Origin of the sequence: Pedobacter punctiformis, from assembly GCF_027213715.1 — a bacterium.
Taxonomy (GTDB): domain Bacteria; phylum Bacteroidota; class Bacteroidia; order Sphingobacteriales; family Sphingobacteriaceae; genus Pedobacter; species Pedobacter punctiformis.
This window is the reverse complement of sequence record NZ_JAPWGM010000003.1, coordinates 415,637-438,631: the sequence shown is the minus strand read 5'-3', so window position 1 is coordinate 438,631 and position 22,995 is coordinate 415,637. Positions and strand designations below refer to the sequence as shown.

At 37.3% G+C, this 22,995-nt stretch carries 20 protein-coding genes; 7 read left to right on the top strand and 13 right to left on the bottom strand.

Annotated elements, in window-relative coordinates; all coding sequences use genetic code 11:
* The first annotated feature begins 10 nt into the window (after positions 1–10).
* Positions 11–1,297, top strand: a complete 1,287-nt coding sequence (locus O0955_RS11090) for an SGNH/GDSL hydrolase family protein (RefSeq protein ID WP_269427619.1) — start codon at positions 11–13, stop codon at positions 1,295–1,297.
* A 66-nt stretch (positions 1,298–1,363) separates the two neighbouring features.
* Here the strand turns inward: O0955_RS11090 and miaA are convergent, their stop codons facing one another.
* From miaA to O0955_RS11070, 4 genes are all read right to left on the bottom strand, one after another.
* Positions 1,364–2,269, bottom strand: a complete 906-nt coding sequence (gene miaA / locus O0955_RS11085) for a tRNA (adenosine(37)-N6)-dimethylallyltransferase MiaA (RefSeq protein ID WP_269427618.1) — start codon at positions 2,267–2,269, stop codon at positions 1,364–1,366.
* Positions 2,270–2,335: 66 nt separating this feature from the next.
* Positions 2,336–2,980 (bottom strand): IS1096 element passenger TnpR family protein, encoded by a 645-nt coding sequence (locus O0955_RS11080; RefSeq protein WP_269427617.1) that lies wholly within the window; start codon positions 2,978–2,980, stop codon positions 2,336–2,338.
* A gap of 108 nt (positions 2,981–3,088) precedes the next feature.
* A complete protein-coding gene (locus tag O0955_RS11075; protein ID WP_269427616.1) occupies positions 3,089–4,495 on the bottom strand; it encodes a CCA tRNA nucleotidyltransferase in 1,407 nt (468 codons plus the stop codon).
* 104 nt (positions 4,496–4,599) lie between these two features.
* On the bottom strand, positions 4,600–5,166 hold the full coding sequence (locus O0955_RS11070; RefSeq protein WP_269427615.1) for an L-threonylcarbamoyladenylate synthase: 567 nt from the start codon (positions 5,164–5,166) through the stop codon (positions 4,600–4,602).
* 133 nt (positions 5,167–5,299) lie between these two features.
* Here O0955_RS11070 and O0955_RS11065 point away from each other — a divergent pair, with 133 nt between their 5' ends.
* The 3 genes from O0955_RS11065 (at position 5,300) to O0955_RS11055 (ending at position 10,775) form a co-directional block, all read left to right on the top strand.
* Positions 5,300–8,542, top strand: coding sequence for a SusC/RagA family TonB-linked outer membrane protein (locus O0955_RS11065; protein WP_269427614.1), 3,243 nt, complete (start codon positions 5,300–5,302; stop codon positions 8,540–8,542).
* A 10-nt stretch (positions 8,543–8,552) separates the two neighbouring features.
* Positions 8,553–10,019, top strand: a complete 1,467-nt coding sequence (locus O0955_RS11060; RefSeq protein ID WP_269427613.1) for a SusD/RagB family nutrient-binding outer membrane lipoprotein — start codon at positions 8,553–8,555, stop codon at positions 10,017–10,019.
* A 207-nt stretch (positions 10,020–10,226) separates the two neighbouring features.
* The gene (locus O0955_RS11055; protein WP_269427612.1) at positions 10,227–10,775 is read left to right on the top strand and encodes a DUF4136 domain-containing protein; all 549 of its coding nucleotides are present in this window, start codon (positions 10,227–10,229) and stop codon (positions 10,773–10,775) included.
* Here O0955_RS11055 and O0955_RS11050 read toward each other — a convergent pair.
* Positions 10,765–11,982, bottom strand: a complete 1,218-nt coding sequence (locus tag O0955_RS11050) for a glycosyltransferase family 4 protein (protein ID WP_269427611.1) — start codon at positions 11,980–11,982, stop codon at positions 10,765–10,767. The genes O0955_RS11055 and O0955_RS11050 overlap by 11 nt on opposite strands.
* A 13-nt stretch (positions 11,983–11,995) precedes the next feature.
* Complete coding sequence (locus O0955_RS11045) at positions 11,996–12,814, bottom strand: 2,3,4,5-tetrahydropyridine-2,6-dicarboxylate N-succinyltransferase (RefSeq protein WP_269427610.1); 819 nt, start codon at positions 12,812–12,814, stop codon at positions 11,996–11,998.
* Positions 12,815–12,992: 178 nt separating this feature from the next.
* On the opposite strand from O0955_RS11045, the gene O0955_RS11040 reads away from it, so the two are divergent.
* Entirely contained in the window at positions 12,993–13,397 is a 405-nt protein-coding gene (locus O0955_RS11040; protein ID WP_269427609.1) for an RNA-binding S4 domain-containing protein, read from the top strand.
* 9 nt (positions 13,398–13,406) lie between these two features.
* Here the strand turns inward: O0955_RS11040 and O0955_RS11035 are convergent, their stop codons facing one another.
* Positions 13,407–14,180, bottom strand: coding sequence for an EcsC family protein (locus O0955_RS11035; RefSeq protein ID WP_269427608.1), 774 nt, complete (start codon positions 14,178–14,180; stop codon positions 13,407–13,409).
* A 109-nt stretch (positions 14,181–14,289) separates the two neighbouring features.
* Between O0955_RS11035 and O0955_RS11030 the strand changes: the two genes are divergently transcribed.
* Entirely contained in the window at positions 14,290–16,212 is a 1,923-nt protein-coding gene (locus O0955_RS11030) for a TlpA family protein disulfide reductase (protein WP_269427607.1), read from the top strand.
* A gap of 40 nt (positions 16,213–16,252) precedes the next feature.
* Here O0955_RS11030 and O0955_RS11025 read toward each other — a convergent pair whose 3' ends face one another.
* The gene (locus tag O0955_RS11025; RefSeq protein ID WP_269427606.1) at positions 16,253–16,735 is read right to left on the bottom strand and encodes a nucleoside deaminase; all 483 of its coding nucleotides are present in this window, start codon (positions 16,733–16,735) and stop codon (positions 16,253–16,255) included.
* 72 nt (positions 16,736–16,807) lie between these two features.
* On the bottom strand, positions 16,808–17,410 hold the full coding sequence (locus O0955_RS11020) for an OmpH/Skp family outer membrane protein (protein ID WP_269427605.1): 603 nt from the start codon (positions 17,408–17,410) through the stop codon (positions 16,808–16,810).
* Positions 17,411–17,947: 537 nt separating this feature from the next.
* On the opposite strand from O0955_RS11020, the gene gyrB reads away from it, so the two are divergent.
* The gene (gene gyrB, locus O0955_RS11015; protein WP_269427604.1) at positions 17,948–19,906 is read left to right on the top strand and encodes a DNA topoisomerase (ATP-hydrolyzing) subunit B; all 1,959 of its coding nucleotides are present in this window, start codon (positions 17,948–17,950) and stop codon (positions 19,904–19,906) included.
* A 525-nt stretch (positions 19,907–20,431) separates the two neighbouring features.
* On the opposite strand, the gene O0955_RS11010 is transcribed toward gyrB, so the two are convergent.
* From O0955_RS11010 to mdh, 4 genes are all read right to left on the bottom strand, one after another.
* Positions 20,432–20,968 (bottom strand): SRPBCC family protein, encoded by a 537-nt coding sequence (locus O0955_RS11010; protein WP_269427603.1) that lies wholly within the window; start codon positions 20,966–20,968, stop codon positions 20,432–20,434.
* A 54-nt stretch (positions 20,969–21,022) separates the two neighbouring features.
* Entirely contained in the window at positions 21,023–21,424 is a 402-nt protein-coding gene (locus tag O0955_RS11005; RefSeq protein ID WP_269427602.1) for a group III truncated hemoglobin, read from the bottom strand.
* 78 nt (positions 21,425–21,502) lie between these two features.
* The gene (locus O0955_RS11000; RefSeq protein ID WP_269427601.1) at positions 21,503–21,928 is read right to left on the bottom strand and encodes a retropepsin-like aspartic protease; all 426 of its coding nucleotides are present in this window, start codon (positions 21,926–21,928) and stop codon (positions 21,503–21,505) included.
* Complete coding sequence (gene mdh / locus O0955_RS10995; RefSeq protein WP_269427600.1) at positions 21,929–22,867, bottom strand: malate dehydrogenase; 939 nt, start codon at positions 22,865–22,867, stop codon at positions 21,929–21,931.
* Positions 22,868–22,995 lie beyond the last annotated feature (128 nt).

The following is a 22,995-nucleotide window of genomic DNA, read 5'->3' as shown; positions in this document are numbered from 1 at the left end:
AGAGTTAAAAATGAAAAAATATATATTTAATAGTTTAATTGCTGCTACCATACTATTTGCAGCAGCTTGTAAACCTGAAATTGAGTCAGCGGCAGGAACCACTGCCGGACAGGCAAATTTTTCTAAATACATTGCAGTAGGTAACTCGCTTACTTCGGGTTATGCCGATAACGGTTTATACCTTGAAGGACAAAAAGTAGCATTTCCTAATTTGATTGCCGATAAAATGAAAACTGTTGGTGGTGGAAGTTTCACTTCGCCATTTTTTACAGATGCACAGGCCAGTGGCTCGGGTTATTTACAATTAACAGCTTTAGTTAATGGTGTACCAACCATAACTCCTGTAGCAGGCACTGCCTATTTACCGACAGGAAAGCTTGCTAAATATACAGGCGCAGAGATCCAGAACTTGGGTATTCCAGGAATGCGTTTGGATTTAGCATTTGATCCAACTTTTACTTTTAGTGCAGCAAATGTTTACTTTGATCGTTTATTGCCAGATGCTCAAGTTGGTAAAACTAACTATTCGCAATTTATACAAGGCAAAAACCATACATTTTTCTCTTTATGGTTGGGTAATAACGACGTTTTAGGTTATGCAACTAATGGTGGCGTAACCACTGATGCAACAAACGTACTAACAGATAAAGCTACTTTCTCGTTTTTGTATTCAAACATGCTGAATATTCTTACGGCAGGTGGTCAAAAAGGGATAGTTGCAACAATTCCTGATGTAACCGCAATTCCTTTTTTCAATACGGTTACTATTCCCGCAATATTAACAGGTGCTAAATTACCTTTAACTACATCAATTTATATTCAAACTGCAACCGGACCAAGAGTTGCGACTGCTGCAGATTTATTTACATTATCTTTTCAAACTGCGGCTCCGCTTTTATTGGGCAAACCAAATGCTGCTGGTGCACCTTATGGTTTCCATCCGGCAAATCCTGTTGAAAGTAAATGGGTTTTAGATAAAGATGAAGTAATTAAAGTAAAAGATTATGTATTAAGTTATAACAGTACCATTAAATCTTTAGCCAATACTAAAGGCCTTGCAGTAGCCGATGCTTATACATTCCTTAATCAGGTTAAAGCTGGTGTGGTACTTAATGGCATTGCTATCGATGCAAGATTTATTCAGGGTGGGGCTTTCTCTTTAGATGGCGTACACTTAACACCTAGAGGAAATGCAGCTATGGCAAACTTATTTATTGATGCAATTAACAATAAATATGGCTCAACCATTCCTGTTGTTGATATTTCACAATACAGAGGAACTAAGTTTCCTAATTAATTATTTATTTTAATGAAAAAAGGTCTGCCATTTGGCAGACCTTTTTTCATTTACAGGCATTCTGAGTTATATTTTTGAATCTATAAAATCTGTTACTTCCTTAATCTCATGTGGTTCAAACCATTTTATTTCTTCATCCCGTCTAAACCAGGTTAACTGTCGTTTAGCAAAGCGACGCGTATTTTGCTTAATTGCTGAAATTGCATCTTCTAAGTTCACCTTTCCGTCTACATAATCAAATAATTCTGCGTAGCCCACCGTATTTAATGCATTGTACATTCGGTAGGGCAGAAGTGATTTTACCTCTTCCAACAGCCCCATTTCCATCATTTTATCTACCCTCGAGTTAATGCGGCCATATAAAACAGCCCTATCGGTATTTAAGCCAATTTTAATAATGTTAAAAGGTCTTTCCTTTTTGGTTGCCGATAACATGGAAGATAATTTTTGGCCGGTAGAAAGGAACACTTCCAGTCCGCGAATCATTCTTTGTGGATTTTGCTGATCTACTTTAGCAAAGTATTCCGGGTCATATTCAGCCAGTTGCTTTTGAATAATACCGATACCTTCAGTTTCAAATTGTTTATTCAGTTTTTCGCGGATAGCAAGATCAATTTCAGGCATTTCATCCAATCCATTTACAACGGCATTGATGTATAATCCGGAACCACCAACCATCACTGCGGTATTGTGCCTGCTAAAAATTTCTTCAATTGTTTTTAGTGCTGCGGTTTCAAAATCGCCGGTACTAAAAAGTTGAGAAACAGAATGTGAATCTATAAAATGATGTTTTGCAGCAGCAAGCTCCTCTGTATCCGGCTTGGCCGTGCCAATGGCCATTTCCTTATAAAATTGTCTGCTGTCGGCCGAAATGATTTCAGTATCAAAATGTTTTGCAAGCTCAATGGCCAAAGCCGTTTTGCCTATAGCAGTGGGCCCTACAACAACAATTAAGGTTTTATTTAATGGCATATAATTAATATATAAAAAAACTGCCAGTTTTTGGCTGGCAGTCAAATATTTTCAGGATGTTAAATCTTAATAATCATCTTTTTGACTATCGTCTTCATAGCCCTCGTTTTCAGAAAACTCATCTCCAAATTCGTCGTCTTCACTTTCATCGTCTTCATCTCTTTCCTGTTCATTGATGCCCATTTCGCCCATAGCTTCCAGTTCATCAGTATCTTCGGGAACAAAGTTCATTTCATTTAAGAAATCAAATTCGCTGCTTGCTGCTGCTCCACGTGGATCTACAGCCTGAGGACCATTTTGCTCCATAATTTTTGGGGCTTCTCCGGTACTTTTAGCTAAAAAAGGATATTCAATATGAGGATCGGCATCTAAAATGATCTTGATCAGTTCAACATGGAAATCGTAAGGACGATCGAAATTATAAATGTAGTAGAACTTTTGATGAGGGTCTTCTATAAAACCGCTTAATTTAGAGTTCTCCATTAAAACTACACGATCTTTCTTCCTTTCACTTGGCAAATAGGCAATTTCATCCCCTTTTAACCAGTTATCCGTGCTCACATAAAATGACGAGGGTTTCTCCGCATTGTAACCTGTAGACTTATGAATAGCCTTGTGCAGATCCTCAAACGTTTGGTTTGATTTAATGTCGATCTCTCTCACAACATCATCAAAATCCTCGAAAGTAATTTTAAATTTATAAATAGCCATTATTGTATTTTGGAACCGTAAAAATAAAGTTAATTTACATTACCACAAAGCGGAGAATGTCACAAAAAGCTCTTTGTTTTGCTATTCAACTAATTATTTTCTGTTAAATTATTTATTAACAGGATTTAAACCCATTTGTTTTGCCTGATTTAGCATAAAATTAAATGCTTCGGTATAGTCATTGGTAATTTCGCCTTCCAATATCGCCTCTCTGATGGCATTTTTAATCAAGCCAACTTCTTTGCCTGCCTCCAGGCCGAAAGTTTCCATAATATCGTTTCCGGAAATAGGAGGCTGCCAGTTGCGGATTTTATCTCTTTCCTCCACATCTTTCAGCTTTTGTTTAACCAATTCAAAGTTATTCCGGTATTTTGTTTTTTTGTATTCGTTTTTGGTGGTTACATCGGCATTGCAAAGCGTCATCAAACTTTCAATTTCCTCGCCTGCATCAAAAAGTAAACGTCTTACTGCCGAGTCTGTTACCACGTCCTGAGCCAAAACAATTGGCCTTAAATGCAGTTGTACCAACTTCTGAACATATTTCATTTTTTCATTAAGCGGTAACTTTAATTGTGCAAAAATTTTAGGCACCATTCTAGCCCCTTTATCTTCGTGACCGTGAAAAGTCCAGCCATGACCTTCTTCAAAACGTTTGGTAGCCGGTTTGGCAATATCGTGTAAAATAGCAGCCCATCGCAACCATAAATCATCCGTATCTGCACAAATGTTATCTAAAACCTCCAGTGTGTGGTAAAAATTATCTTTATGACCTTTGCCTTTTATAATTTCTACCCCATAAAGCTGCGCCATTTGTGGAAAAATAATGTGCAGTAAGCCTGTATCAAATAAATGTTTGAAACCAACCGAAGGTTTGGGCGATAAAACGATTTTATTCAGTTCATCGGTTATTCTTTCTTTAGAAACAATGCCAATACGCTGTTTTTGAAGTTTTATGGCATGAATAGCTGCCGGATCAATATTGAAATTAAGTTGTGAAGCAAAGCGGATGGCCCTCATCATCCTCAGGGGATCATCAGAAAATGTAATTTCAGGATCAAGCGGTGTACGGATGAGTTTGTTTTCTAAATCTTCAATCCCATTAAAAGGATCCAATAATTCGCCAAAATTTGCTGCATTTAAATTAATAGCCAGGGCATTGATGGTAAAATCTCTTCTTAACTGATCGTCTTGTAAAGTACCGTCTTCTACAATGGGTTTACGGGAATCGGCCCGGTAAGATTCTTTTCTGGCTCCAACAAATTCAACTTCCAGATCATGGTATTTAATATTTGCGGTACCGAAACTTTTAAATACGGCAACTTTCGAATGGAGTTTTCTGCCTACAGCCTCTGCATATTCAATTCCGCTGCCTACAACAACTACGTCAATATCTTTTGAGGGACGTTTTAAAAACAAATCGCGTACAAAACCGCCGATTACGTATGCTTCTGTTCCCGTTTTATCAGCAATAGCCGATAAGGTTTTAAATATTGGATTTTGTAGGTGTTGCTGCATGAGTTTAAAAATACACTGTAATGCCGGTCAGGAAATGATCTGAAAATTATTAAACAGATCTATCATGCTCCGGGATGACAGGAAGAAATGCAAAAATAGCAAAATTACTTTCTAATAAACTCAAATTGTCCACCAGGTGATAATTTCATAATGGTAGAAGGTTTTTTATTCGCCCTGTTTTCCTGTTCAAAATCTACAATATAATCTACAGCTCCTTTAATCTCTTCATCAACATCATCGAAATTTTTAGGGGAGCTTGCTCCGCTGATATTAGCTGAAGTAGAAACAACCGGTTTCCGGAAACGTTGAATAAGTTGTGTGCAGAAATCGTGTTTTACTACGCGTATGCCCACACTGCCATCTGTATTGATAACATTCTTAGCTAAGTTTTTAGCTCCTGAAAAAATTATGGTTAAAGGATTTTCTGCATACTCAATCAGGTCATAAGCCACATCGGGAACTTCCGAAACATAACTTTGAAGCTTATTATCTGTATCCAGCAAAACAATAAGGCTTTTCTCTGCTGGACGGTTTTTAATTTTAAGTAATTTATCAACGGCTTCTTCATTGGTCGCATCACAACCCAAGCCCCAAATGGTATCGGTAGGATAAAGGATAACACCGCCTGTTTTTAAAATTTCTAAGGCTTTATTTATTTCTTCTTTAAGCATGCACAAAGGTAAGGGATAATTGGGATATTGGAATAGCACGAAAAACTGACAGGACCAGACGGTTAAGTTCCAGTGAAAAGTAAATATTTTTTTATATTAGATTTTATTAATCATTAAATCTAACCTAAAATCTATGAAAAAACTATTGCAAAGCTTGTGTTTTGTGCTGTTTTTTGCTGCCTCAGCCTTTGCGCAGGACAAAACAGTAACAGGCACGGTTGTCTCAAAAGAAGACGGACTACCACTTCCAGGCGTAAGCGTACTGGCTAAAGGAACCAAAGTCGGTACCGTAACCAATTCAGATGGAAAATTTAATTTTAAAGTGCCTGCGAACACAACATCGCTCGAACTTACCTTTATTGGCTACAAACCGCAGAGTGTTCCAATTCCTTCCTCTAATGTTGTTAATGTTTCGATGAACACTGATGCGCAGGAATTAGCGCAAGTAGTGGTTACGGCATTGGGCATTACCAGAAAGAAAAATGAACTTCCTTATTCTGCTCAGGAAGTTAAAGCCGAAGAGATCACCAGAACAAGGGATAATAACCTGGTGAATTCATTGGGCGGAAAAGTTGCCGGACTTGACATTAAACGCAGTAATGCCATGGGCGGTTCAACCAATGTGGTTATCCGTGGTTTCAAATCCATAAGCGGTAATAACCAGGCACTTTTTATTGTAGATGGTGTTCCGGTTAGTAATGCAAATACCAATACGGCAAATCAACAAGCCGGACGTGCCGGCTATGATTTTGGAAATGCAGCTGCAGATATTAACCCGGACGATGTAGCTTCAATGACGGTGTTGAAAGGTGCTGCAGCTACTGCTCTTTATGGTTCAAGAGCAGCAAATGGTGTAATCATCATCACGACCAAGAAAGGCAGAAAAGGTTCAACCAATATTACAGTTAATAGTGGGCTAAGTTTTGGTAAAATTGATAAAAGCACTTTTGCCAAATACCAAAAAGAGTATGGTGCCGGTTACAGCAGTCCTGGTACAGATGGTACTGGCAATCCTGTGCCTGTTCCAGGTTTTTGGTACAGAGATATTTTCGGAACCGGAACTAAAGAAATGACCCCTCAGTTTAGTTCGGATGCCTCTTATGGACCACGTTTCGATCCAAATTTATTGGTGTATCAATGGTCTTCATTAGATCCATTCTCGCCTAACTATAAACAAAAAACACCTTGGGTAGCCGGTGCAAATGGCCCTGAAACTTTTTATGAAACCGCTGTAGTTTCCAATCAGAGTGTTAGTGTTGATGGCGGTGGAGAAAATGGCACTTTTAAAATCGGTTATACCCGTAATGATGAAAATGGTGTTTTGCCAAATAGTAAGATTACTAAAAACCTGTTCAACTTCGGTGCCGGTTATCAAATTGCAAAAGATTTAATGGTAAATGCTTCAGCCAACTATTCTAAAATAGATGGTTTAGGCCGTTATGGAACTGGTTATAGCGGATTAAACCCAAATCAGGGCTTCCGTCAGTGGTGGCAAACCAATGCCGATATTTCGGAACTTAAAGATGCCTATTTCAGAAATCAAAAAAATGTAAGCTGGAACTGGTCGGATACTAAAGCAACCAATCCGATATATGCAGATAACCCTTATTTTAACAGGTATAAAAACTACGTAAATGATACCCGTGATCATTATTTCGGAAACATTAGCTTAAGTTATAAGGTAAACAGCTGGTTTGATGTAGTGGGACGTATTTCATACGATGGAACTTATGATTTACAGGAAGAACGTATTGCTGTAGGTAGCGTGGCTGTACCATCGTATGCCCGTACAAACAGAACTTATGGCGAAACAAATTATGATTTGTTGCTAAACTTTAATAAAAATATCAGCGAAGATATTTCATTCAAAGGTTTATTAGGGGCCAATTTACGCCGTGACAAATTAACATCCATTCGTGCTCAAACAAACGGCGGACTTGTTGTCCCTGAATTTTATGCTTTATCAAATTCAGTAAGCCCTATTGAAGCTCCTCAGGAATTATATGCCAGACGTGCTGTTGATGGTCATTTTGCCAGTGCAACTTTCGGTTATAAAGATTATTTATTCCTTGATGCTACAATTCGCAGGGATTTATCAACTACACTACCAGCAGCAAACAATGTATTCTGGTACCCTTCCGTAGCAGCAAGTTTTGCTTTTTCTAACCTGTTAAAAGAACAAACCTGGTTATCGTATGGTAAATTAAGATTAAACTATGCTGAAGTGGGTGCCGATGCGCCTGCCTTAAGTGTGTACGATACTTATACAAAACCTACTGCATTTGGTTCTGTACCCATGTTCTCTATTTCTAACACTAAAAATAATCAGAACCTTAGACCGGAAAGGACCAAAAGTATTGAGGCTGGTTTAGATGCTGCCTTTTTAAATGAAAGGGTAGGTTTCGATTTAACCTTGTACAAAACAAAAACTGTTGATCAGATTACGCCGGTAACCGTCAGTTCTTCTTCAGGTTATAGCCAATTGTATGTTAATGCTGGTGAAGTAGAAAATAAAGGTATTGAAGCCTCTGTATTTGGTGTTCCAATAAAAACTAAAGATTTCTCGTGGAGACTGAATGTTAACTTTACGGTAAACCGCAATAAAGTATTATCCTTATATGAAGGCGCTGGTGGTAATATAGAACTGGCATCTTTACAAGGTGGTGTAACTTTAAATGCTGCGGTTGGAAAACCTTATGGGATCATCAGAGGTACTAATTATGTTTATATAAACGGACAGCCTGTAGTTGGCGCCAATGGATATTATAAAGCAACTTCAAGTTCTGCTGAAATTATTGGCGACCCTAATCCTGATTTCTTAGCGGGTATTGGAAATACCTTCCATTATAAAAATGTGTCGCTTAATTTTTTGGTCGATATACGCAAAGGCGGAAGTCTTTTCTCTCTGGATCAATGGTATGGTTTAGGAACGGGTATGTATCCTGAAACCGCCGGATTAAATGATTTAGGCAATCCTAAAAGAAATACATTAGCCAATGGTGGTGGAATTATTTTACCTGGCGTTAAAGAAGACGGAAGCCCGAATGATAAACGCGTAGATGTTTCAACATCAGGTGGCTCGGCTTATGGTTACTCTAATAATCCTCCAAGAGCTTCTACTGTGTACGATGCAAGTTATGTGAAATTAAGAGAAGTTTCTTTAACCTATTCGCTACCGGAAAAATGGATACAAAAAATCCATCCATTCAGAGGTATTGATGTTTCATTATTAGGCCGAAACTTATGGATTATACATAAAAATGTGCCTTACGCAGATCCTGAGGATGGATTAAGCTCCGGAAATCTGGTGGGCTATCAGAGCGGAGCCTATCCGGCCGTGAGAACAATTGGTTTCAACGTCAAATTTAAATTATAAGAACACGATCATGAAAAGAATATATATAATCTTAGTAGCAGCCGCTTGTTTAAGCTCCTGCGCAAAGAATCTGGGAGATTATAACATTGATCAGAAAAACTCAGTATCTGCAACAGCACCAACCTTATTTACTGCTGCGCTAAAAAGTTATTCTGATGTATTAACCTCACCAAGTGTAAATACAAACGTTTTTCGGTTTTATGTTCAGCACTGGACAACGACTGAATATTTAGATGAACCAAGGTATAATTTACTTGCTCGTCCGTTGCCACAGGCTTTTTGGCAGGCCAGCTACCGGGATGTGCTGATGGATCTTAAAGAATCTAAACGTTTAGTTGCTGAAGATCAGTTTATTTCTCCAGCACTAAAAGCCAATGAAACTGCACAAATTGAAATTATGGAAGTTATGGCCTGGTCTTCATTAGTAAATACCTATGGCAATGTTCCTTATAAAGAAGCCTTGAACATTTCGAATACACAGCCTCAATATGACGATGCTGCTACCATTTATTCAGATTTACTGGTGCGTTTAGATGCTGCCCTTGCAGCCATCACAACTTCTACTGATGGTTTTGGTGGTGGAGCTGATGTAATTTACAATGGCAATATGACCTTGTGGAAAAAATTTGGTAACTCTTTAAAATTACGTTTAGGATTAATTCTGGCAGATAAAGATCAGGCTAAGGCAAAATCTGTTGTTGAGGCCGCTGCACCAAATGTTTTTACCAGCAGTGCTGATAATGCTAAATTTAAATACCTAAACACCACACCAAATAATAATCCGGTTTCTGAAAACATTAATGCAGCCAGAACCAAAAGGAAAGATTACATCGGAGCTAAACCGTTTATAGATAAATTAAATGCGCTTTCTGATCCAAGAAGAGCAGGTTTCTTTAAAACGGTAGGTTCAGTATATATTGGCGGTGATTATGGGTTTACAAACTCGGCGGCAAACTTTTCTAATATCAGTGATAAAGTAATTGCTCTGGATTTTGAAGCCCTATTGATTGATTATTCTGAAGTAGAATTTGCTTTAGCAGAAGCAAGTGCACGTGGTTTTAATGTAGGTGGCACAGCTGCCAGCCATTACAATAACGGAGTTACAGCCTCTATTATTTATTGGGGGGGTACTTCGACTGATGCGACTACTTACCTGGCAAGACCTGATGTAGCGTATGCAACGGCATCGGCAACCAATAATTATAAAGAAATTATCGGAAATCAAAAGTGGATTGCACTTTATAACAGAGGGTATGATGCATGGGTAGAGTGGAAACGTCTTGATTTTCCAAAATTAAGTCCTCCAAGTGCTCTAACTGCGCCTCCGGGACAAAGCGTGCCATCAGGTTTACAAATCCCGGTACGTTTAATTTATCCTATTAATGAGCAAACCTTAAATGGTGCAAACCGTTCTGCAGCAGCAGCTACAATAGGTGGTGATTTAATTACAACCAAAATTTTCTGGGATGTAAATTAAGAAAACCAAAATTTAGACTGAATCAATTATCTGATAATTCCCGGTTACCCAGGTAGCCGGGAATTTTTATTTGAAATAATTGAACAAAATAAGTCATATGTTCCACACAATTTGATTGTAAAAAGTGTTAAATCAATTGGATATACTATTTTTTGAAGGTATATTTATATTGATTTCGGTTAGGGGAAACACACACAAATAAATCATATGAGAACAACACAAAAATTATTAATGCTATTTGCAGTAGCTGCAATGGCATTATCAGCATGTACCACGTTGCGTACAGCTTCAGATTATGATAAAAAGGTAAGTTTTAGCAGTTATAAAACTTATAATTTTTATGATAAAGGCATTGCCCGATTAAAATTAAATGATCTGGACAAACGTCGAATGCTTTCTGCTATTGATACAGAAATGACAACCAAGGGATTTACTAAATCAGAAAATGCAGATTTACTGGTAAATCTGGTTGTAGTTGCAAGAGAAAGAATAGATGCTTACGGACCTGGTTTTTATGGAGGCTGGGGATGGGGTTGGAGATCTCCATTTTGGGGCGGTGGCATGAGCTATGTCGACCAATATATGGAAGGAACAATCATCATTGATTTCCTTGATCCGAAAACAAAAACCTTAGTATGGCATGGCCGTGGAAGTGGCTTTAACCTGGATAATTTTAGAAAAAGAGAAGAAAGAATGAATACAGGTGTAAAAGAAATTTTGGGTCAATACCCGCCAAATGCATCAACTAATAATTAGCAGTATTTAATAGCGCTTTATAGCTATCCATTAACTGCTGTGTAACTAAAGGGTTGTTGAATTTTTGAACAAATTCAAGACCCTTTTTTTTCATGCGGGCCTGTTGTTGTTCTGAAGAAAGAATTTGATTAATAGCAGCTGCCAGTCCGGTTGAATCTGTAGGCGAAACATATAAACTGTCTGGGCCTCCGGCTTCTTCTAAACACGAACCTGTTGCTGCAACTACCGGAACATTTGAATATAAAGCTTCAATAATTGGAATTCCAAACCCCTCATAAAATGATGGATAGGCAAAAACTGAAGCCATTTGATAAATACCTGGCAAATCTGAAAAAGGAATATTTTTTAAAAATAAAATGCGGTTTTTTAAGCCCAGTTTTTCTATTTCCTTTTCTACGGTTTTAAAATATTTGGTTTGCTTGCCAATCACCACCAGCTTGTAAGCTTCATTTACCTCTTTTAGTGCCTGAACAATCAATTTAAGGTTTTTCCGCTCTTCAATTGTTCCAACATTCAGAATGTATTTTTCAGGAAGCTTATAAGTTGCCCTTATTCTGCTAAGTGTTTCTTTATTAAAAGGCATTTTAAAACTATCATCACAGCTTTGGTAAATAACCTGAATCTTATCCGGATCTATTTTATAAAACTCTACAATATCTGCTTTCGTTTTTTCGCTGATGGCAATAATTTTATTGGCGTGTTTGCAGGCATACCTGCTTTTTAACAGGTATAATTTCCGGTCGATATATTTAAAATACCGAGGAAAACGCAGAAAAATTAAATCATGAATGGTAACCACCGATTTAATTCTGGTATGTTGAATGGCAAAGGGTATTTCGTGACTTAATCCGTGATAAATTTTAACCTCATCCCGGCTTAAATCTTTTAAAATATTTAAACTTCTCCACAAAAAACGACCGTTTAAAGGTAATTTGAGTTCAATGTTTTTAAGTTTAAAAAAAGCATCAATTTGTTTGGACGATTTAACTTTAGGAGAATAAACCAAATATTGGTTTTCAGGAAACTGATGTGCTAAATGTTCAATTAAAGACCGGCTGTAGTTTCCAAGTCCCGTTAAATTATTTGCAGCACGTTTACCGTCGAAACCGATTTTAAGCTGAAAACTTAAAGCCGAAGGCTCAAAGCTTGATTGCTCAAGTTTAGTACCTTCGGCTTTTTGAATGTGCTTTCCGCTTTCTGCTTCCACTTTTCGTTTAAGCTTACACGGCTACATTATTTTCTCTCAACGCATCGTTAAGTGAAGTTTTCTTGTCTGTGCTTTCCTTACGTTTACCGATAATTAAAGCGCAAGGTACCTGATAATCTCCAGCAGGGAATTTTTTGGTATAGCTGCCAGGAATCACTACTGAACGTGCAGGAACAATGCCTTTATATTCAATCGGTTCAGGACCAGTTACATCAATAATCTTAGTTGATGCCGTTAAAACTACGTTTGCACCTAAAACAGCTTCTTTTTCTACTTTTACACCTTCTACAACAATCGCTCTTGAACCCAAGAAACAATCATCCTCTATAATTACAGGAGCAGCTTGTACAGGTTCTAAAACACCGCCAATACCAACACCACCACTTAAGTGTACGCGTTTTCCAATTTGCGCACATGAGCCTACAGTAGCCCAGGTATCAACCATTGTACCTTCATCAACATAAGCACCAATATTTACATAAGAAGGCATCATAATTACACCTTTTGCTAAAAATGCACCATAACGGGCACTCGCCATAGGCACAACACGAACTCCGGTTGCTTTGTAATCATTTTTCAATTCCATTTTATCATGGTAAACAAAAGGCCCAACTTTAATTTCCTTCATCTCACGGATCGGGAAATATAAAATCACAGCTTTTTTAACCCACTCATTAATGCCCCAGGAATTTAATACAGGTTCTGCAACACGAATCTCGCCTTTGTCAAGACCCATAATAACGGCCTCAATGGCTTCGCAATAGTTGCTATATTTTAAAAGGCTTCTGTCTTCCCAGGCGGCTTCAATTAGTTTCTTTAAATCTGAATACATGATGTTTTTAAATTTTACGCAAAATAAATCAATTTTTATTTATTAAGAGCAAATATTGTTTTTAATTACGGTTAACTGAGGAATTGTTTAAATGGATGGGCTGCATTTAAGCTTTCAGCTGTTAACCAACGTAAACATTTAACCAACAAACAAACCAAATTTCTTATTTTTGAACTTTATGACAGAAGCAGAAAAACTCAGGATCGATAAATATTTGTGGGCCATCCGGTTATTTAAAACCAGAAGTTTAGCCACAGACGCCTGTAAAGCAGGAAGGGTGAAGTTGAATGGTCAGAACATTAAACCATCGGCCATTGTAAAAATTGGTGAAGTTTATCAGGTATCCAAAGGAATTGAAAAGAAAATTATAGAAGTTGTTGAATTGTCTTACAACCGTACCGATTCTCCTACTGCCTTAACAAAATATAAAGATTTAACCCCTGTTGAAGAAACACACGCTTTTAAATCTATGTTTCATTCGCCAAATTTAAAAAGAGATAGGGGTACAGGCCGTCCAACTAAAAAAGACAGGAGAGAGACCGACGATTTAATTGGTGGCCTTTTTCAGGATGAAGAAGATTAGTAACAAGCTTTAATTCTCTGCTTTCAGTTGACGATTTTCGTCAGTTTGCGAACTTATAACCGCATACTTTAAGTTGAAATACCGCATTCTGTAGCTCATCATAGCCGTTTTACCAAGTCTCTCAATTAATTTATAGTTAGCAACAGCACCAACTGCGGCGCCAACAAATGGCAACATTTGAGCAAGTTTGGCTAAGTCAATATAATCGCGATATTGCTGTTGAAATGTTAACCAGTCAAACTCATCAATACTTGCTGGAAGCTGATGCGCTTTATCATCCCAGTTCTGCATTTTTATAAAAACATTCTGACTTTCTTCCTTGCTTGAAAAAGCCAGTTGAAAGATGTGTAAAATAAATAAACGCTCCCGGTAATCTTTTACATCATAACCGTAAACTGCGGCAATATCAAAAAGCATTTTCATTTTTATACTCAGCAGCAAAGGGAAATCGGCAAGACTCATTAAAAAGCCACCGGCGCCTGTAATGCCACCTTCTGCCGCTCCGGTTTTTTTATAATTTTCTATCTTTTGTTTAATCAGCGCTTCGCGATGCATAAGCGTTAAATCTAAAACAGGTTTGGCGGTGGTAAACGTTGAACCAAAAAGTACCGCTTTAACCATTTGCTTAATGGCAGATGTTATTGCACTATGTACTTTATCCGGAATGTAGCTGTTAATTTTCTTCTGAACTTTATCCGTAACCTTACTAAAAAGAGAAGGTTTTTGTAAAATTTTATACTTCCAGAAATCAACTTCACTGCTTATTTTTTGTTCATACGTCATAACTGAAATATAACAATAATTGTTCCTCAAAAAAGAGTCGATTTTTTTTGAATATTAAAATTTTAACTATATATTTAGTTGTTCCATTTTAAACCGTAAACTGCTGACTATGAAATCTATCAAATTATTGTTGACACTGCTGATCTTTGCAGGTGTTGCCAAATCTCAGGGTGTTAAATTTTCTGCCGATAAACCGGCGGCAGGAACTAAGATTAGTTTTACCTACGAACCTAAAGGTACCAGTTTGGAAAACCTTGCAGATATTAAATGCACCAGTTACACTTTTTTCTCGACAACAAACCCTAAAGCCGGTAAAATCGATCTTGTTAAAGAAGGATCAATTTATAAAGGCGAGTTTTCTACACCAGATAGTGTAACCCTTGTAGGTTTGGCCTTTTATGTTGGTGATAAAAAAGATGAAGCTCCGGGTGGTTATATTTTGAAATTTACTAAAGCCGGCAAAATACCTGCTGAAGCCCTGATAAATGAAGCTTTTTTATATGGTTTGGCTGGCAACTATTATTTGGGATTAACGATAGATGCAGAAGCAGCTTCGGCATTGTACAAACAGGCTTTTACACTAAGACCAGCTCTTAAACAGAAAAATGCATATCAATACCTTTCATTGGAATATAAGGCGGATAAAGAAAAGGGTACAAAAAATATAAATGAGAATATAAACAGTTTATCTAAAATAAAAGATGCAAAAGAAGATGAAATGACACTGCTTCTGAATCTTTATAACCTCCTTAAGCAAAAACCTAAAGCCGACTCCGTTAAAACAGCGCTTCTTAAAAAATATCCAGTAGGTAATTATGCATACGGGCAGGATATTAATGCTTTATATGTAGAGAAAGATTTAGCTGTTAAAGAACAAAAGGCCAATGACCTGATTGCAAAATTTAAATTCGATACTCAGAAGAAAACCGATGCGGCCAGGTTAAGTTCTGTATATAGTATTTTAGCCAACGCCTCCTCCAAGGAAAAAAATAACGACAAATTTGAATTGTACAGTTCAAAAATTGATAATAAATTAAACAGGGCAAGTTTATATAACAGTTTTGCATGGCCTGCCGCCGAAAAAAATGAAAATATTGACGCAGCAGCTAAATTTTCAAAACGCTCGCTGGATTTATTAAACGAAGCTAAAAATGATGAGGTGCCTGCATTCTATTCTTCAAAAGATGAATATTTAAAAGCACTTGATAATTCTTACGGCATGTATGCAGATACCTATGCTTTATTACTTTATCGCCAGGGGAAATTTAAAGAAGCCCTTGCAGTACAGGAAAAAGCTTTGCCTTTTTATACCAAAGTATCGCCTGATGTTGCCACCCGTTATGTTACCTATTTGATTAAAGATGGGCAGCAGGAAAAAGCGTTTAACGAAGCCGAAAAAATCATAAAAAATGGTGAAGCAAGCGATTCTCTTAAAACCGATTTTAAAAATCTTTATGTAAGTCTTAAAAAGGAAGGTACTTATGATGGGTACATTGCCAATCTGGAAAAAATTGCCTTGGAAAAAGACAGGGCAGAATGGACAAAGAAAATGATCAATACACCTGCACCTGCATTTTCACTGGTTAATTTAAAGGGCGAAACAGTAAGTTTGGCAGGGCTTAAGGGTAAAATTGTGGTGTTGGATTATTGGGCAACCTGGTGCGGCCCTTGCGTAGCTTCTTTTCCGGGCATGCAAAAAGCAATGGCAAAATATGCTAATAACCCAAATGTTGCCTTTGTATTCGTTAATACCTGGCAAACAGAAGATAACCGCGAAAAATTGGTAACAGATTTTATCGCAGAGAAAAAATATGATTTTAACGTTTTATACGACACAAAAAATAAACAGGATCCATCTAAATTTGATGTGGTAAGCGCTTATAAAGTAGATGGCATTCCAACTAAATTTGTAATCGACGGAGATGGAAATATCCGCTTTAAAGCGGTTGGTTTCTCCGGATCAGATGACGGTGTTGTAAAAGAAATTGACTCTATGATTGGTTTAATTGCCTCAAAAGAGGGCAGTAAGTAATCAAACAAAAAAGTCCGGTATTTGTACCGGACTTTTTTGTTTAATAATCTATTCGCATGGGCGAGGTTTCCCAAAGTTTAAAAGCTTGCATGGCCTCATCCCTCAGCATTTGAATAACCGGTAAAGATCTTTTTTCCATTGGCTTATCCAGCTCATCGTAAATAAATTGATCATCAAAACCGATTTTGCCAGCATCTGCTTTAGTATTAGCATAATAAATGGTCTCAATTCTCGACCAGTAAATAGCGCCCAGACACATAGGGCAAGGCTCGCAACTGGTGTATACTACGCAACCACTTAAATCAAAAGTATTTAACGCAGTGCAGGCTAAACGTATGGCCGATACTTCTGCATGTGCTGTAGGGTCATTTGTGGAAGTTACTTTATTCGCCGATTGTGCAATTACCTTTCCATCTTTAACAATTACAGCACCAAAAGGGCCACCCATGTTTTCGCTTACATTTTGTACAGATAATGCAATGGCCATTCGCATAAATGTTTCATGTTGATTGTTGTCTTCCATAATAAAAGGTTTAAACACAAAAAATGCCTCAAATTTTGAGGCATTTTTTGTGTTATATCATTAACAATAATCTTATTTTTTTGTTTTGGTATAATCTTCGTTTAAGCCTTTAATTACATCAGAAGTAATGTCTAAGGTTTCATCAGCAAATAAAATAGTACTGCCCTTTGTATAAGATAAAACCATTTTATAACCTTTATCTTTTGCATAAGTTTTTAAGTAACCTGCAACTTTATCATAAAGTTTTTCAGTTTCTACCGCTTGCTCATTTTGTAAAGCACCACCCGCATTTTGCTGGTAAGTTTGCAGTTCCTGTTGTTTACGTGCTAAACGCTCTTCTGTAGTTTTACGAACATCAGCAGCTAAAGTGCCTGCATTTTGTTGGTATTGAGCTACTTCTCTTTGGAAAGCCTGACCTTTTGCCTGCATATCTGACTGGGCATCTTTGGTTTTTTTCTCAAATTTATTTTTAAGGTCTTTATAGTATTCGTATTTAGTTAATAAAGAGTCCTGGTTAACAAATACAATTTTTTCACTTGCAGATACTACAGCAGTACTATCTGTTTTTTTTGCTGTTTCAGTCGTTTTAGTTTCTTTGTTTTGGCAAGCAGAAAATGTTGTAATTATAGCTGCGGTTGCAAATAAACCAAGGTTTTTAAAGGTTCTTCTTTCCATTATTATTTAATAAATTTTAGCAAACTTATATAAATTAGTTTTTATATGCAATTTAACCTCAAGTTTGTGTTTTATAAGCAGTTTTGATGTAGTAAAGAATCGTTTTTAATTAAATGTAAAAGCAGATTTGGAAAGCAGGGCCAATAATTTATTTTAAAGTTTAGTCCTGCCGTTTGTTTTACTCCGCTGCGCTTTGTGTCCACTCCCGTCAGGTTTAGTTTAGGACTTAAGTGCTATTATTTCTGGTTGCATGGTGCCAATTTTTCTGAAAAGATCTTGATTTAGCTTATTAAACCCAATTGAAATGGAAAGCGTTCGGAATCTTCTTCGGACCTTGTAATAAAAAGCGGGGACAAGTTTAAAAGATTTGCACCACTTTTGCTTTTCAAAACCGGGCTTAAGTTATTGATAAAGCCTTTTAGGACTAGTCTTTTAGCTTTCTGCACGGGACATCTTTTAAACCCTAAAACTTCTCCACATATTGGGTTAATTGCCGAAAAATGCGTATTTTTGATAATTATTGTTTTTAATTAAAATATGAGCGAAGAACAGGATTTAAAGTCAAATTATTCGGCAGATAATATACAGGTTTTAGAAGGTTTAGAAGCGGTGCGTAAGCGCCCTTCGATGTATATAGGCGATACTGGTGTGAAAGGTTTACACCACTTAGTTTATGAGGTTGTAGATAACTCTATTGATGAAGCCCTGGCTGGTCATGCAGATACCATTTACGTAAACATTTTAGAAGGCAACTCCATCAGGGTTGAAGATAATGGTCGTGGTATTCCAACCGGGATCAATACAAAAGAAAATAAATCGGCACTTGAAATCGTAATGACGGTTTTACACGCCGGTGGTAAATTTGATAAGGACACTTACAAAGTTTCAGGTGGTTTACACGGTGTGGGGGTAAGTTGTGTTAATGCATTATCAACACATTTAAAAGCCGAAGTACACCGCGAAGGTAAAATCTGGATGCAGGAGTACAACATTGGTAAACCTTTATACGATGTAAAAGAAACAGGTACTACCGATAAGCGGGGTACAATTGTGACTTTTAGTCCGGACGCAACCATTTTTACACAAACTACCGAGTACAAATACGATACTTTAGCTGGCCGTTTACGCGAGCTGGCTTTCTTGAATAAAGGAATAACTTTAACCTTAACAGACGAACGTGAAGTAATGGAAGATGGAAAATTTCTGTCCGAAGTTTTTCAGTCAGAGGGCGGTTTAAAAGAGTTTGTTACCTTTTTGGATGGAACACGTGCATCTTTTTTACCTGAACCAATTTATATCGATGGTATTAAAAATGGAGTTCCGGTTGAACTGGCTTTTCAGTATAACGACAGTTATTCAGAAAATGTTCACTCTTACGTAAACAACATTAATACCCACGAAGGTGGTACGCACATTGCAGGTTTCCGTAGAGGTTTAACCCGTACACTAAAAAGTTATGCGGATAAATCAGGTTTATTAAAAAACCTGAAAATGGAAATTACCGGTGATGACTTTAGAGAGGGTTTAACCGCAGTAGTGTCTGTAAAAGTACAGGAGCCACAGTTTGAAGGTCAAACTAAAACCAAACTCGGTAATACGGAGGTAATGGGAGCGGTTGATATTGCAGTTGGCGAAGCTTTAGGTGCTTATTTGGAAGAAAATCCAAAAGAAGCCAAAATGATCGTTAACAAAGTGATCTTGGCTGCAACAGCCCGTGCAGCTGCACGTAAGGCACGTGAAATGGTTCAGCGTAAGAGTGTAATGGGCGGTTCTGGTTTGCCAGGTAAACTTGCCGATTGCTCAGACAGTGATCCAGAAAAATGTGAAATTTACTTGGTAGAGGGTGACTCGGCGGGTGGTACCGCTAAACAAGGTCGCGATCGTAACATTCAGGCTATTCTTCCATTAAAAGGTAAAATCCTGAATGTGGAGAAAGCAATGGAGCATAAAATCTACGAAAACGATGAGATTAAAAATATGTTCACCGCTATTGGGGTAAGTATTGGTACCCCTGAAGATGATAAGGCTTTGAACTTAACAAAACTTCGTTACCACAAAATCGTAATTATGACGGATGCGGATATTGACGGATCGCACATTACAACTTTGATCCTGACTTTCTTCTACCGCTATATGAGAGCCTTAATCGAAGCCGGATATGTTTATATTGCATCTCCACCACTTTATCAGGTTAAAAAAGGTAAGGATTTTGAATATTGCTGGAATGATGTACAACGTGATGCGGCTGTACAACGTATTAAAGGTAATGGTAAAGAAGACAGTGTACACATTCAGCGCTATAAAGGTTTGGGTGAGATGAACGCTGAACAGCTTTGGGATACAACTTTAAACCCGGCTACCCGTACTTTATTACAAGCTACAATTGAAAGTGCTGCAGAATGCGATCATACTTTCTCAATGTTAATGGGTGATGAAGTTGCTCCACGCAGAGAGTTTATTGAGCGTAATGCAAAATATGCTAAAATTGATGCTTAGGCAAAACTGAAAGCAAAATAATATAGAAACCTCTTCAAGTTAAATCTTGAGGAGGTTTTTTATTATTATCTGGTCGTAAATAAAAGCGTTATTGCGAGACACAAAGCATTCTCATTTTTATTTTTCTTTCGGTTATTTTGAGGTACTGGTAGGTTTTAAGGAAAAATCTCTATACAGCTAATTAAGATTTGGAAAGCAACTTTACTGCCCGTCGGTTTCTGTAGTCCCGCTTTCCTTTCTCCCGATTAAGGATCGGGATTCATTCAATCGGGTTTAGATAGCAAATATCGGTGCGATTGGCATTGCTATTTAAGGGCGGTCGTTATGGTGACGTGCAGGTAGTCCAGTTTTATCGAAAAGCAATTTCCAGATAATAAATACGAGCGTCATTGCGAGGCACGAAGCAATCTCATTTCTGCGTTTAGTATTCTTGCTCCTGCATTGAGCTTTTGCTAATCGATGGGTAGAAAATAACAAAGCCTTTCAGCAGATTAATGCTAAAAGGCTTTGCCTTATAAAGTTAGACTAGTTTCCTTTTTCTGATTTCTCTTTCAGAAATTTAAGTCCATCCTCAAAATCTTTACCAATCATTTTATCCATACTCATAAACACACACATCCATTTTCCCATCAGGTTATTATCACCACTCATTGTCCAGCTTACCTTTTGTCCGCTTCCTTCCGGTTGGATATCAAATTTAGTATCTGCCAAACTTTCAAAAGGCTTTATAAATTTCAGTTCAATATCAACCTGCGTATTTGGCTTTGCGGTAATAATTTTCATATAACCCTGTCCGGTTTCTTTGCCTTCCCATTCGTATAAATGTCCGGGTTGTGCTACCGGGCCTGATACTTTTGATTTAGCTGTTGGTTCCATTTTTGCCCATGGATTCCATTTGTAAAACTCGTTAAAATCAGCAATGTTTTTATAAACTACACTATCAGGTGCATTAATTACAGTACTGCGTGTAACAGAATAGCTTTTTGGGAGAAAAAGACCACCTCCAACAATAATAATAGCCAGGATAACGATTATCCACAATAAGACTTTTAGAAATTTCATATTTGGTTTGTTTAGTTATTTAAAGTTAACGATAAACAAAGAAAAAATCCAAGTCTATTTGTTTTTAATTGTAATGTGCGATTTAGGCATATTTAATTTGAAATGCATTAAATCTGCAATAGATTGTGCTTTTTGCTTAATGATTTCTGCATTTTCTCCTTCAAATAATTCATCCACAGTTTCATAGAAAATGCTTTTCCATGTATTAAATTCTTCTTCCTGTAAGGTTGTTTTCTCTTTTAAGGCAAAATGTGTAAGCATCGGATTTCCTTTGTAAACTGCCTTTCCAAAAAGTATACTTTCCCAAAAATCGTACATTTTAGGTAAATGATGTGTCCAGTCTACTTTGGCAACTTCGGTAAAAATTGGGCCTATTTTAGCATTTTGTTCAACCTTTTTATAAAAAGTATCAACCAACAGAATAAGGTCCTGACGATTAAGAATGTCTTTTTTCATGAGGTAAATCTTTAAGGTTTAAATAACCCGGCATTGTCGGCAATAAGAATTTAAGATTCTAATACAAGTGGAAAGAAATTATTTATAAAGTGTTAATTCCAGTGTAGAATAATTGATGATAGCCCGGTATTCCATTAAAATATCGCCGCCAATAATGCTGGCAATAGGCGGGTGACCAAATTGTTGATAGGTTTCATTTACAGATTGGAGGTCAAAGGCAACAGTATGATAATCTTTGATTTTAAGTTTGCCAATTTTTAATTCGGGTATACTGGCTTGTATCGTGCTGGTTGTGGTAAAAAGGGTAGCCGCATTAATATCTTCAGATACCTGAAGCGTTTCGGCAAGGTGCTGTTCAATCAGCGTTTTATCAAATACACTCCGAGAAGCGCCCGTATCCAGTACGGCAAAATGTTTTTGTTTAAAAACAACAACTTCCATCAAAAGATGGAAGCCGTCGTCTTGTAAGTTTATAAGTTTTAAAGGAATGGTAATGGCTTTCATTTACACCAGTTTCATCTCAGCCAGTACACTATTCATATTTCTAACGGCATCAGCACTTTTGTTAAATGCAGTTTGCTCGTCATCAGTTAATTTAAAATCGATAATTTTTTCCCAGCCACTGCGGCCAATAATTACCGGAACGCCCAAACAAATATCATCCTGTCCGTATTCACCTTCTAAGGAAACGCAGCAGGTAAATAATTTTTTCTCATCACGCAAAATGGCCTCCACCAAAGCAGCGCCTGCAGCACCCGGTGCGTACCAGGCAGAAGTACCAATTAAGCCGGTTAAAGTGGCTCCACCAACCATGGTATCAGCAGCTACTTTATCAAGCGTAGCTTTATCCAGTAAATTACTTACCGGCAAACTTTGGTAAGTGGCTAAACGCGTTAAAGGAATCATCGTGGTATCCCCATGTCCGCCAATTACAAAGCCCTGTAAATCATTAGGGTTGCAGTTTAATGCCTGAGACAAATAAAATTTAAATCTTGAACTGTCTAAAGTACCACCCATCCCGATAATGCGGTTTTTAGGTAAGCCTAAAGATTTCAGCGCCAGATAAGTCATTGTGTCCATCGGATTACTGATTACGATGATAATCGCATCCGGAGAGAATTTTAATATATTTTCAGCAACGCCTTTAACAATGCCGGCGTTAATGCCAATCAGTTCTTCACGTGTCATACCCGGTTTACGTGGTAATCCTGATGTAATCACAACCACATCCGAGCCAGCCGTTTTGCTGTAATCATTGGTTACGCCGGTAATTTTTGTATCAAAACCCAAAAGGGTAGCAGTCTGCATCATATCGATGGCTTTACCTTCGGCAAAACCCTCTTTAATATCTAATAACACCAATTCGTTTGCTAACTCTTTGCGGGCAATATTATCTGCACATGTTGCGCCAACTGCGCCTGCACCTACAACCGTTACTTTCATATATTTTATTTTATTGGTTTGCTGTGTTAATTATCAATCGAAGTTATAAATAAATATAGGCTTAAAAAATCCTTTTCAAAACTTTATAATTTATTGACGGTTTAGTTATTGTGATATGCCTTTTTTGC